Below are 13547 nucleotides of genomic sequence, written 5' to 3' on the forward strand. Positions count from 1 at the left end.
AAATATGTCTAATCGATGCTTGTTAAGATAGCGAATAATTAATTTATTCTTAGATGGAAAATCCCGGGAAGTTTTAAATCCCGGGATTTCTATATTCATTCTTGCTCAAAAGTCTCTTCTTCTTTATCATCATTTTCCTTTTCTTCCGGATCATTCTTACCGCGTAAATATACGGATGGAGATACTCCGAACTGTTTCTTGAAGCATTTACTGAAATAGAATGGGTCTTCGATACCTATCTTGTAAGATACCTCTGCCACTGTATAACGATTTTCAAGTAAAAGTTCGGCAGCTTTCTTCATGCGGATGATACGCATGTATTCATTGGGGGAATAACCGGTTATTCCACGTACCTTGCGATAAAAGGTTGAACGCCCCAGTCCCATTACTGAAGCAAGGTCATCTACGGCGAATTCACTGTTACTAATCTGTTCTTCCAGAATAGCCTGAAGCTTATCGGCAAATTGTTTGTCTTTCTCTGACGTACAGATAGCAGGAGTTATCATTCCCGGATCATCCGAGAATTTCTTTCGTAACTTTTCACGTTGCTTTATCAGTTGGAATGCTCTTGCCAGTAATAGCTTGGGACTGAATGGTTTGGTGATATATGCATCCGCTCCGCTTTCCACGCCTTTCAGGTGATTTTCCGCTGAACTCATAGCCGTTAATAATATAATAGGTATATGACTGGTATCGAAATCATTTTTAAGTTTGCGGGTGACTTCGAATCCCGTAAGCCCCGGCATCAATACGTCGCAGATGATGAGATCAGCATCGTAAGTACGTGCGCGTTCTAAGCCTGAAAGTCCGTCCGTTTCAGTTACCACCTCAAAATAAGGTTTGAACTCTTCTTTCAGGAACTCACGTACATCGTTGTCATCCTCGATGATCAACAGTTTGTACTGATTTGAAGGAGTTTTTTCCTCTGCAATATCTACGTCCGGAATGTTTTCCTCTTCATAGCTTTCCTGCCGATATGCCTTTTCTTCCAGAAAGGCATCGTGAGGAATCAGGAAGTCTTTCTCTTCATATACACTGGTGTCGGTGGGGAGTGAAACCGTGAAAACAGATCCTCCCCCCTGATTCTCATCGTAAGTAATGCTGCCTTTATGAACATTTACAAGTTCGTGTGTCAGGTGCAATCCTATTCCGGTGCTGTTACTTGAGAAGTTGCTTTGCATGAAACGTTTGAACAGTTCTCCCCGTTTCTCTTTGGCAATGCCTATTCCTGTGTCTGCTACGGAAATTTCCAGACATTTCTTATGCTCGTCCACTATGGCTGAAAGTGTGACTTTACCATTGCTTGGAGTATATTTGAAAGCATTGGACAATAAATTATAAACCACCTTGTCCAGATTTCCTTTGTCGATAAACATTTTATAGGAAGCTACCGAAGGTTGGAAACGGAAATCCATGTTTTTAGAGGCCGCTGTGTCCTTAAAACTTAAAAATATCTCATGAAGGAAGCCCATGACATCTGTTTCTTCCAAAGAAAGGGCCAGTTTGTTGTTTTGCATTTTTCTGAATTCCAATAACTGATTAATCAGGCGCAACATACGTTGTGTACTTTTATTCATGACTTTCAGTGAATTGGTCATTTCCTTGGGAACTTTGTCTATACTTTGTATTTTTTCTAACGCTCCTTGTATTAAGGTCAGGGGAGTACGGAATTCATGTGAGATATTTGTAAAGAATACAAGCTTATATTCCGTCAGTTGCTTTTCTACCTGCACTTTATTACGCAAAAGATTGAAATCACGCACTAACTTGTAGGTGATGTAAAGCGCAACAATAAACAATAGGGTATAAATGAGGAATGCCCAGGATGTTTGCCAAAAGGGAGGAGCTATTGTAATTTTCAGAACGGCCTCCTGATCGCCTGAGATGCCGGTAGCATTGCAGACTTTTACATGCAGACTGTACTTACCCGGTGGTAGGTTTTTGTAAGATGCAAAGCTGAGCGGAGAGGGTTTACTCCATTCTTTATCATAATTCTCTAAACGATAAGTATAGGTATAACTGTTTATTTTCGAATAATCGAATGTCGTGAAATCTATTACGAATGATCTTTGAAAATACTTCAATTCTATTTCATCTGTGTACATCATGGCTCTGTTTAACGGTGAATCAGTATCTCCCGGGCGCATGGATATTCCGTTGACTTGCAGATTAGTGAAAGTAACCACCGGATTGAGAGCAAAATTAATTCCTGTTTGTCCGGGGTTGATTACCAGTAATCCGTAGTTGGTACCAAATAGTAAACTGCCATCTTTACTGACGCATGAACTATTGTCACTATATACATCTCCCAGTGTATAAGCCGAGGAGAAGAAGTTTTCGAAAGCCTGCGTTTCAGGAGTGAAGCGTGAAATACCATATTCGGTTGCGATCCACAGTTTTCCTTGCCTGTCTTCTGCAATAGCCTGAACCATGTTGTTTACCAATCCATTGTTGGTATCATAATGTTTGAATTCCAAATTCTTATAGCCATTATCCGGGGTACACATGCTTAAGCCGCCGCCTGATGTACCGATCCATATTCGGCCTTTAGTGTCCTGATAGATACATTTTATCTCATTGCTGAGTAGTTTCCCATTATTGTAATTGTAGGTCAGGTAGTTCGTGGAATTGGCTATCAGAGAGTCCGGATGAAACACAGATACTCCGTCACTGTTTCCTATCCACATCCATCCGTTTTTATCTTCCATGATGGCGCGTGTTCGTCGCTGTCCGAAACTTTTGTTCAGAAAATGCCGGAAGGTATATCCGTTTTCACCTTTGACGGCTAAATCCAGTCCGCCTCCGAAAGTTCCTATCCACATTCTCCCTTTCTGGTCGCAGTATAAGATGAAGATATTATTATTGCTGATGGATGAAGCATTCCCGGATTGGTTGGTATACCATTTATCACCAATGCGAAGACCCTCGCCACGACTTCCCATCCATACGGTTCCTTCATTATCTTCGGCTATCGCATAAATATTGGAGTTGAAATGAAGTTTCTTTTTCTGTGTCTTCATTTGCGGATCATAGACAATGACTCCTCCGCCCCGGGTACCAATGCAAATATCATCATTTTTTAACCGGGTAATCATACGTACGGTATTTGAACGGTCTGACAAAGAGACTGCCTCCGGAAAAATGCGCTTTATTCCTTCATTTAAAATCGTCAGGCGCGCTATTCCGGCATATTCGGAACTAACCCAGATAGCACCTGAACTATCTTCCATGAGATATTGCAGATAATTGGAACTGATATGGCTGAAGCCGTCAATCTGAAAGTCGAAATGTTGGAGTTCTTCTGTAAGGGTATCGTAGGCAAACAGTCCGTTGCCATAGGTGGATATCCAGATGATGCCTCGGGAATCGTGTACTACGTGATATCGTTCCATATCCACGTAGTTTAATTTGTCGGGAGTGGAGAGTTGAAGAGTCTTGAGGGCGCGGGTCTTCGAGTTGACATACCACACCTTACCGGTATTGTTATAGATCCAGAAGTTACCGAGATTGTCCGTCAGGACATTTCCGTTTTTAATGTCCAATTCTGCCTGACGGTGGATTCGGTTTGTTTTTGTATTGAACAGGTATCCTCCGTTCGAAGTGAATATAATCCAGTCATCTTGCAGACAAAGCGTGCCGTATATGGTCAAGGCACTTTTCTCTTTTTGTAAATGGGCAACTGTTACGCTTGGCTTGTTTTCTTCTTTTTTAGAGATGATACCGTTTGTTGACAGGAAAAAGATATCTTTTCCGAAAGATTGTGCGGCAAAAGTATTGCGCTTTTCAACCAGGATAGTCTTATCACCGGTTACCTGCACTACGCCACAATCGGTACCTATCCAGATATTTCCCTGCTCATCCGGGTATACATAAGCGACACTGTCTGAGGGAAGATTGCCTAAAGATTTTCTAAAACTGACGGAAGAAAATGCTTCGTTTTGATAAGTCACCCGCCGGCAGCCGTTTCGGCTGTTCCATAGCCATACGTCACCATTGGCGGCTTCTGCCTTGCGGTCGTAGTTTTGTCTGTATTCGCCACAGCCGGTGAAATCTACGAAACAATCTTTTCTTAGATCGTAGCAATTGAAGAATTCTCCGGAAGTTTCTATCCACAGGAAACCATTCTTATCCTCGCTGATGGTTCTGGCGTGATTGGTCGACAAGGAGATCCGGTTGTTACCGGATTCGCTTTCCGGGAGGAAAGTGACAAATGAATTACCATCGTAGCGGCTGAGACCATTCAGGGTTCCCATCCAGATAAATCCTTTGCTATCCTGGAATATGTAACAGATGGAATTGTTGGCCAGTCCGTCTGTGGTTGTCATGTGCGTAGAGCGCACTTCGATGGATGCAGAAATACTAAGGAGGCTAACTAACAAAGATACACACGTAAGCAGGATATGCTTTTTCATACTTCATAGATTTTAGTGCGAAACAAAAATACGGAAAAAGTGCATTGTAACAGACTATCAATGCACTTTTGTTTTTTAATCCATGTGGAACACTTCAGGCAGGGGTATGGTTACCGGAGAATTGTCGGGATTCACCTTCATGATATCTGCCATATAGTCCCACCATTTTTGTACAATAGGGTTGGCACCCATATCTTGCGAGGATTCTTCGCCTTTCGTTTTCTGGCAGGCAAAGAGGATGTTGGTTTCTTTGTCCCAGTAGATGGAGTAATCATACACTCCACCGTCGGACAACATCTTTTTCAATTCCGGCCAGATGGCCGCATGTCTTCTTTCATATTCCTTTTCGTAGCCGGATTTCAGGAACATTTTGAATGCTTCTCTTTTCATGGTAACTTTGGTTTATAGTGAGCTAATTGGAATCGGTCACACTGAAAATCGGTTCTTGTGTTTTCTGTTCGGTACGGTAGAACTGAATGGCGCTGTCATTCATCTTCGGATGTTGTTTATTTAGCAAATTGATCATTTCGGCACCTGCCCAGATCACAGGACCATAGCCGTGCGCAGCATACACATTGACCGGACGATAATAATAGAAAGCCGGATCGAATGCCATGCCGGTGCCTACACAAGTTCCTTCCACCTGTCCTTCTGCATTGATCTGTGTGGAGACGGCTTGCCAACCCAATTGAGCAACCGGGCCGTAGGCCATTGCATCCAGCCATCCCTGGTTGATGGCATGGGCGATGCAATATACATAGATGGCTGTTGCTGAAGTTTCCAGATAAGAGTCATTCCGGTCCAATAACTGATGCCAGAGTCCTTCTCCACTTTGGCAGGCAGCTAAACCACGAACATGTTCGCGAAACAGCTCCATGAGTTTTGCACGCTGAGGATAATTTTCCGGCATTACGTCCAGTACTTCGGTCATGGTGAGCAAAGCCCAGCCATTGGCACGTCCCCAATGGAAAGCCGGGTGATCTTGCATACCTTCTACCCAACCGTGGCGGAATAGTTTCTTTTCCGGTACCCACATCCGTTCTACAAACTGGAATATCTGCCTGGTAGCTTCTGCAAGGTAATTGGGCTTATTGTCTTTGGCCAATTTAGAATACCAGGCAACAGGCGGAACCCCCATAAACATATCGTCCAGCCACAATGTATTGTATTGGGGACGGATACGGGCGAAAGTTCCGTCGGCAAGGCGGTATTCCTTGTTCAAGATAAAGTCGAGGTAATTGTCTATCAAAGGATAGAGATTGAGAGATTGATCTTGTAATTGGGCTTTGATCATGGCTGCACATACGGCTCCGGCATCATCGAGGGCATGGGGAGTCAGAATTTGTTTCATTTGCGGATCAACCTGACCACTTTTCTCTTGTAATTCCCGGAAATGCGGCGCTACTTCTGCAAGGAAATTAAATCGGTCAGTGACGTATTTCATGTAGTTGGCGTCTCCCGTAGCTTTGGCAGCGGCCATCATGGCAGAGTACGTAACTCCCCATTCATAACTGGCAAGGCGGAAAGCGCCTCGTTCCAGCTGTGCATCAGCCGGTAGGTTCTTGTAATCTGTGATTACCTTTCCGGTCTTTTTACTAACAACGCGGGTAGGAGTGTTCTTTTCCAGATAGCGGAGTATGCGGTCGATGTCTGTCTTTATTTCTGTAGTCGTAAGTTCTTTATAAGGGACTTTGTAAGCCGGTTGTAATAGATGCAACGGAGTGTTGGAGTCATTTATTACTTCTTTCTTTTTCTGGGCGTAGATACTGATACCGGTTAACAACAAGGCACCTGTTAGGCAAAGAGTCTTAATATTCATAACTTATAGTTCTTTATCTTTTGGGTTATTACTTAAAATTATATCCTCTGAACCACCCTTTCAGGTCCGGACCGAAATAGAAACCGGGTTGGGTAGGCTGGTTGTAAGCTACGTTCTGTGTGGCAATGCTGATACGATACACCGGATCTTCCAGGAAAGTATGGAAGCGGTAATCAGTGACTATCGGAGAGACATAAAGACGGAGAGCGGTGTTGTCTTCCGTGCGGAGGAGAACTTCCTCACGCCAGTCACCGATAATGTCGCCTTGCAGACAGGGAGTTGCTTTGGTGCCGCTGTTTGATGCGGCTCCGGTGAAAGTAGCCAGTGGTTTGCAAACGCCGGCTTTCCAGTCGTATTTGGAAACTACATTCTTATCCAGCAATTCACGAAGCAGATCTCCATCCCACCATACAGCCATGTTGGTGGAAAAGCTTTCTATATCCGGATTGATTACTTCTCCTTTAATATTACGTAGTCCTTTCGATTCCCACGACCACATTTCCACACCCGGATTCGTCGGGTCGATATCAGCTGCCATACAACGTCCTACATCTGTACCACTTTTTACCTGGAACAAAACCTTGCCCGTTGCCGCATCACGGAAACTTGAGCCGTCTCTTTTATTTTCGTGGCAATCCCATACCTGGAGTCCTTTCATTGTAGGGGAGAATTTCGTCAGATGTATGGCATCCCCGTGTCCCATTCCGGTGGAATAAAGCCCTTTACCATTATTATCAATAGCGCAGGAACCGTAGATGATTTCATCACATCCGTCTCCATCTACATCGCCTACACGAAGATTGTGATTGCCTTGACCTGCATAAGCTTCATTTCCGGGAGTGTTACTATCGAATACCCAACGTTGCTTTAGTTCTTTTCCATTCCAATCGAAAGCGGCAAGTACTGCACGTGTATAATATCCGCGACACATGATTGCACTGGGATGAACACCATCCAGATAAGCCACGGCTGCCAGGAAACGGTCGCTACGATTGGCACGGTTATCTCCCCAATCTTCCAGTTGTCCGCGTTCGGGAATATAGTCGATTGTCTTCATGGCTGCTCCTGTAAGTCCATTGAAGACGGTGAGGTATTCATTGCCTGTCAGGATACGTCCCTGATTGCGCAAAGGATCTCCCTGGCGTGGTTTACCGCGGGGATCTTCTTTATCGAAGTCGCCGCCGGTGGGTTGTGTAGGGTCCCCTGGTTCACGATAATCGGCAGAGGCATCTCCGATGATATTTCCCTGGCCATCAATAGTGCCGTCGGAAGTTTTCATGATGATTTCGGCACGTCCGTCCCCATCGAAGTCATAAACCATGAACTGGGTGTAGTGTGCACCTGCACGGATATTGCGTCCCATATCAATGCGCCAGAGTCTTTCACCGGTTAGACGGTAGCAATCAAAGAATACATTGCCTGTATACCCGTCGTGGGCATTGTCATGAGCATTTGTAGGGTCCCATTTGAGAATGATCTCATATTCTCCGTTGCCATCTACATCTCCGATGGAAGCGTCGTTGGGAATATAGGTATATTTCTGTCCCGCAGGAGTTGTGCTATCTGTCGGAGGATCAAGAGGAATATTGATATAGCCTGTCGGTGCGTTGGCAGGCAAGGTGTAGCTACCTTCGATGTGTCCGGTTTCTGCACCGTCCACAACTGGTTTTATGGTATAAGTGGCTGCTTTCTTACTTTCATATGTATCCCGATAAAAGGTTCCTGTTGTGGCAGGTACTTCAGCTACTTTCTTTCCGTCACGATAGAGGTTGAAAGAGGTGTTTACCGGATCGGAAGAGAGATATCGCCAGGAAACAGCTACTTCTGACTGGTTTTCGCGGATAGCTACCACACCTCTTCCCAGCTTTTCCTTTTGCAGCTTCGAATAGTCATAAGCCGGAGCATTAGCCGCTATTTTGTATTTTGGTGCAGTCAGGGCACCGGATACTCCGATGGAGATCACTGTAATTGCTGCAATACTTATCAAGAATTTTAAAGAAGGTTTTTTCATAATACTTGTAGTTCTCATTAGTTGCAAAATTACGACTTCATACGGGATCTTTCCATGGACTAATATGCAATATTTATGGAATATCGTACAATTATCGGCTCATCTTAGAATTTATTGCCATAGATTTTCCTTAAACTCAATCTCAACGATACGTAACTCGTGGTTAGCTTTATCCCCATTCTTGGCTTTGAATAGATCCAGTTCATTGGCAACAGGAGCAGCTACTTCTACAATTTGTCCGAAAGCATCTCCTTCTTTGCTGGCTCCCTTCAGACGGACGGTAATCTCGTCGGTTAATACAGGCTTCACTTTCAGATGGACATATCCCAGACTTTTTGCAGTTTCTCCACTCCAGATCAGTTCGTCACCTGCATAAATTTCCAGCGGGTAGCTGCGCATACGCCACCCGGTTAGTTTCAGACACACTTCATCTACCCGTGCAGCACGCTCCAGATGATAAGTAATCCAGGCAGTGTTTACTTTACCGTCATTTTTCCATTCGCTCAGTTCATTATCATCAAAGCTATGGACGGCATCTTCATTATTGGCACCTGCCACGGCGGATAAAACGGCAATATCTACCTTGGTATCTTTGTAAGAAGGTGTGAGTGGAGTTTCTCCGCGGGTTAACCAGCCTTCCAGTTCGTTTCCGGGGATATATTTGCTTAGCCCGTCTTTCATTTCTACCGGTAAGGATGAAAGACTGATTTCTGCTGGTTTCAAGCCATCTGCTTTCGCTGTTATGCGGACTTTTCCTGCGGTAGTCAGAGAGCGGAGCAGGGCACGGTTGATGCCACATTCTACGGGCAAATCTTTTGAAAGAATATAGTTGTCTTTTCCTTGTGCGATACCGCCACACCATTCGGCAGGGCCTTCCACTTCAAAATGTATCAGATCATTGGCTAACGGGCAACGTCTTCCATGCTTATCCATAACTTCTACCTGAAGCAACACCATGTCTGCACCGTCCGCTTTCCATCCGTCAGGGCTCTGAACAAAAGTCAGTCTGATTTCTTCCGGTTTTCCTGCCGTTTGGAGTTCCGTACGGCAACATTCTTTGCCTGTTTCATCATAGCCTATGGCTTCCAGCTTTCCTGTTTCGAACTGTACATCTTTGAAAGTATACAGGAAATGATATTCCCGTTCACCTTCTCCCAGAGATTTTCCGTTCAGGAAAAGTTCTACTTTATCAGCACCGGAAACCACATATACCGGTTTTATTACATCTTCTTTGTAGTTCCAATGTCCGATGATGTGAATGCGCGGCTGCTCTATATCTACCCAACCGTCCCACATCACCTGATGGGCATAAAATGCATCCTTTGGAATACGCATGGCATCTGTCACTCCGCTGCGACGATAGTTTTCTTCACCCCGGAAGTGGGTATTTGTATCCGAGAAGATAATTTTCACTCCACCTGAACTAATACGTGTACCTGTCCCCGGACGTTCCTGCCAATAGTCGAACCAGCGGCGTATATTTTCAACAGCCAGCATGTCCTGATTATGGTTGTAGTCGCTTGCATCCTTTCCACGGTACAGTGGTCCGGCACCTTCTTTATGGTAAGGATAGCTGTATTCATCCCAATACTTGCGCAGTCCTTCGTCACGGCTGTATTCCATAGCCCACATGGGGTGATGGGCACTTTTGTTGATGTAAAGCATTTCACCGCCATATTCAGCTTCCCGTATATCCAGCATCTCGCGCGATCCGATGGCTCGTCCGCCGTACGGATCATATTCGTCACGTATGGCTTTCATTTCCAACATATGCTCACGGCTGATGGATTCATTTCCCGATTCATAGAAAAGGATGCTCGGATTGTTACGATTGTATATGATAGCATCGCGCATCAGTTCTTTTCGTTGCTCCCATTGCCTGCCGACACAGTCCTTTTCAGCGTCACCTGCCGGCATAGCTTGAATCAGCCCTACACGGTCGCACGATTCAACGTCCTGTTTCCAAGGGGTGACGTGCATCCAGCGAACCAGATTGGCATTACATGCTGTCATTAATCCATTGCTGTAATCGCTTAACCAAGCCGGTATGCTCATACCTACTCCCGGCCACTCGTTGCTGGTTCGTTGTGCGAAACCTTTCATTTGCAGTACACGGTCGTTCAGCCAGATTTTACCATCACCGAAGCGCGTCTTGCGAAACCCTGTGCGGGTGGATACTTCATCTACTTTCTTATTATCTACCCACAGACTGGTCTTTATTGTATAAAGATATCCGTAACCCCAACTCCAGAAGTGCAGTTTTTCCACTTCTGCCGCCGCTTTCAGTGTAGCGGTTTCTCCGGGTTTCACCAACACCGGTTCACAGGAAAAAGTCTTCACTGTATTTTTGTCCCGGTCTATCACTTCCACTTGGTAGGAGACAAGCTTATTCTTCCGATGTTCATTTTTTATTTGAGATTCCGCATGAATGGTTGCCTTGCGCGACTTCACATGGATATCGTCAGCATATACATATACGCCTGTTGTTTTCAGATTGCTATATAAGGGGAGGGTTTGATAGAGTTTATCCGTGACGTGCAACCATACATTTTTAGGTATCCCACCATAATTGGCATTGAAGTTCCGGTTGTTCCACTGATACTTGGTATCCGTATTCCGTTCTTTGTAATCCCAGTTATTGTCAATGCGGATGGCGATTACATTTTCCTGTCCATATTTTATATGAGGTGTCAGGTCGAAACCGACGGCCATAACTCCGTTCTCGTGGAAGCCGATGTATTTGCCATTGATATAGAAATCAGCACCCTGACGTACACCTTCAAATTCGATAAAGACTTTTTTCTGGTGATTGTTTGCGGGGAGGCGAAAATGTTTCCGATACCATACGATGGTATCTGTCAGTTGTTCGATGCTCAGTCGGAAAGCTTCGTTTTCATTGAAAGCATAAGGTAATGTCACTTCTTTCCAATCCGCATCCGCATAATTTATTTTTTCTGCGCCGGATTTATCTCCTACGGATAGTAACCAACCTGAATTGAAATTATATTTATCCCGTGATTCGGAAGCTGCCGCATGTAAACTTGTCCATAGAAAGGTCAGCAAAAATATGGAAAATAAGTGTTTCATAGTTTTATCTCTTTTTGATTAGAATACAAAAGTACGGTAAAATATATTATTCCTCACTATGCATAATAAAATAAAACGAGTTCTGGGTATTTACTCCCAAAACTCGTTTGTCTGTTCTGTAGAATCAATTAATAACCGGGATTCTGCAGGGCGTCCTTTTCCTCTTTGCTCAGAGCACTGCCGGATGCATTGGTAATACCATCCAAGAATGATTGTGGAATGGGGCGATAATAGTGTTTAGATGAATTAAACTCACCGATACCTCTGGATACACCATCATTAAATTTGTGCCAGCGTGTGTCTAATGTTTTGGTACGTGCCAGGTCTTCCCAGCGGAGTAACTCACCGCAAAGTTCACGAGTACGTTCATTCAATAAGAAACACATCATCTTGTCTGCATTACTGCTACAACCTAATTCTGTATAGATAGGTGCATCTGCAGAAGAGTTATAAACATCTTCTACACTGCTTAGTATCATTGCATTCTTGGTGGAAGCCGTTGTTTCCTGTCCTTCCATATTATTGGATTCATAGTAAGTATTGGCATCAGAATAGATTGCACCGTCAGCGGAATAACCTCCACCTTTGCCGGAGCAATAAGAATTGTTCTTGTATGACTGACCGCCATCTACATTTTTGCTACGATCTTCGCCGGCCGCATAGCCTGCACGTTCACGAAGTTTGTTGATCCATTCGATTGCATTGCTATAATTAGACTCACCTTTACGGATATAGGCTTCTGCAATCATCAGAACGTCATCGGCCGAACGGGCGATAATGGCGTCGCGTGTACCGAACTGCGAAGCGATCGAGTTACGATATCCATCGCGGAATTTGGATAAAGCTACAGAACGTTTGTGAGGAATGATACCATAATAGTTGCCTGTATAAGAGGATACATTCCAGCTATGAGCTTGGCTTTTGAAATAGCGAACATAAGTATGGGTATTACAAATAACACCGTTTTTCAGCACGTTCTGAGTCGGATCATTCACATACGATTCATAACGGGTATCTCCCGGATTATTCACGATATATTTGAGACCAAGCTCACCAGCAACAAAACGTTTATCGCCTTCTTTCGCTCCTGCGGGAGCATATCCGCTGGCAATGTCTTCTTTAGTCCAGGTGGGCGCACCGTTTGTATCGTTCGCTCCGTAACAGGTGATGAATGATTTCCAGAAGCGAGAGTCGTTTACGCGGTCAAACACCTGCATGGTATATTCGGTTGCACTGACATACGAGAATTCACGTCCTCCTGAGATATCACGTTTGGTTCCCGCCATATCTTGATATACGGAAGGATAGTAAAGATGCATTTGATTACCGTAGCGTCCCCATGTGGCTTCGTCATTGGAGAATTGAGCGGCTAAAATAACTTCACTTACTTTTTCATTCGCTCCATTGGGCTCATTATAATCCCACAGTTCTACATAGTTAGTGCACAGGGGATGTGCTGCAACTACTTCCTGTCCGTATTTGATGACAGCATCAAGGTCAGTTGATACATAACTGCTGTTCCAGCCGCTATACAATTCTGAAGCACGGAATAAATGGGCTTTTGCCAGGAAATGTGCGGCGGCATATTTCGTGATACGCCCTGTCGCTTCCCCTTTTTGAGGCAATAATCTATATGCCTCTTCCAGGTCTGCTATAATTTGAGCATAGATTTCTTCTTCACTGTTGCGTGTAAAGTAAGTCTCTGCACTGGTTGAAGGAGTCAGTTTCAAGGGGACTCCTCCGAACTGCTTTACCAGTTCAAAATATGCATAGGCTCTTAAAAAATAACCTTCTCCCAAGCGGGTATTGTAAGTTGCGCTACTCTGATTATAGTATTGCGGCATATTGCTGATAATGATATTTGCCGGTTCTACTAATCCATAATAATTATCCCACATCGGCTGGTTGGCTCCGTTCTCAGAAGAATTTAAGTCCTGACTATAGTGATTCCATGCCGGCATGGTGTTGTTGGCATCTGTAAATTCGTCTACACCCATGTTGTGGCATTCGATAGCCCAGATGTAGTTGAATTTGAATTTCAGTTTCTGATAAGCACCTGTCACCAATTCGTCCAGACCTTCCTGCGTCTTGAAACGGTCTGTGCTGTATTGGGTCTTTAAATCTTCATCCAAAAAAGATTCGCTGCATGAAGTCATTGAACCGCCTATCACACTGGCTAATGCGGCTGCAAATAATATTTTGTTTAATTTCATAATGT

The 13547-nt window shown here is 44.3% G+C and carries 6 protein-coding genes; all 6 read right to left on the reverse strand.

Features of this window, described 5'->3' with window-relative positions; translation table 11 throughout:
• Positions 1 to 95 precede the first annotated feature (95 nt).
• A complete protein-coding gene (locus tag K429_RS0118250; protein ID WP_026367835.1) occupies positions 96 to 4412 on the reverse strand; it encodes a hybrid sensor histidine kinase/response regulator transcription factor in 4317 nt (1438 codons plus the stop codon).
• 75 nt (positions 4413 to 4487) lie between these two features.
• On the reverse strand, positions 4488 to 4802 hold the full coding sequence (gene rhaM, locus K429_RS0118255) for an L-rhamnose mutarotase (RefSeq protein ID WP_007215425.1): 315 nt from the start codon (positions 4800 to 4802) through the stop codon (positions 4488 to 4490).
• 22 nt (positions 4803 to 4824) lie between these two features.
• A complete protein-coding gene (locus tag K429_RS0118260; protein WP_026367836.1) occupies positions 4825 to 6231 on the reverse strand; it encodes a glycoside hydrolase family 105 protein in 1407 nt (468 codons plus the stop codon).
• A gap of 28 nt (positions 6232 to 6259) precedes the next feature.
• Positions 6260 to 8242 (reverse strand): rhamnogalacturonan lyase, encoded by a 1983-nt coding sequence (locus K429_RS0118265; RefSeq protein WP_026367837.1) that lies wholly within the window; start codon positions 8240 to 8242, stop codon positions 6260 to 6262.
• 111 nt (positions 8243 to 8353) lie between these two features.
• A complete protein-coding gene (locus K429_RS0118270) occupies positions 8354 to 11329 on the reverse strand; it encodes a DUF4982 domain-containing protein (protein ID WP_026367838.1) in 2976 nt (991 codons plus the stop codon).
• A gap of 128 nt (positions 11330 to 11457) precedes the next feature.
• Positions 11458 to 13542, reverse strand: a complete 2085-nt coding sequence (locus K429_RS0118275) for a RagB/SusD family nutrient uptake outer membrane protein (RefSeq protein ID WP_007215429.1) — start codon at positions 13540 to 13542, stop codon at positions 11458 to 11460.
• Positions 13543 to 13547 lie beyond the last annotated feature (5 nt).

This window comes from Bacteroides sp. 14(A), from assembly GCF_000526555.1.
In the GTDB taxonomy this organism is placed as follows: Bacteria; Bacteroidota; Bacteroidia; order Bacteroidales; family Bacteroidaceae; genus Bacteroides; species Bacteroides cellulosilyticus.

Excerpts from the sequence above, each read along its gene's own strand:
- K429_RS0118250 (WP_026367835.1), bottom strand. The coding sequence starts at position 4,412 with ATGAAAAAGCATATCCTGCTTACGTGTGTATCTTTGTTAGTTAGCCTC.
- rhaM (WP_007215425.1), bottom strand. The coding sequence starts at position 4,802 with ATGAAAAGAGAAGCATTCAAAATGTTCCTGAAATCCGGCTACGAAAAG.
- K429_RS0118260 (WP_026367836.1), bottom strand. The coding sequence starts at position 6,231 with ATGAATATTAAGACTCTTTGCCTAACAGGTGCCTTGTTGTTAACCGGT.
- K429_RS0118265 (WP_026367837.1), bottom strand. The coding sequence starts at position 8,242 with ATGAAAAAACCTTCTTTAAAATTCTTGATAAGTATTGCAGCAATTACA.
- K429_RS0118270 (WP_026367838.1), bottom strand. The coding sequence starts at position 11,329 with ATGAAACACTTATTTTCCATATTTTTGCTGACCTTTCTATGGACAAGT.
- K429_RS0118275 (WP_007215429.1), bottom strand. The coding sequence starts at position 13,542 with ATGAAATTAAACAAAATATTATTTGCAGCCGCATTAGCCAGTGTGATA.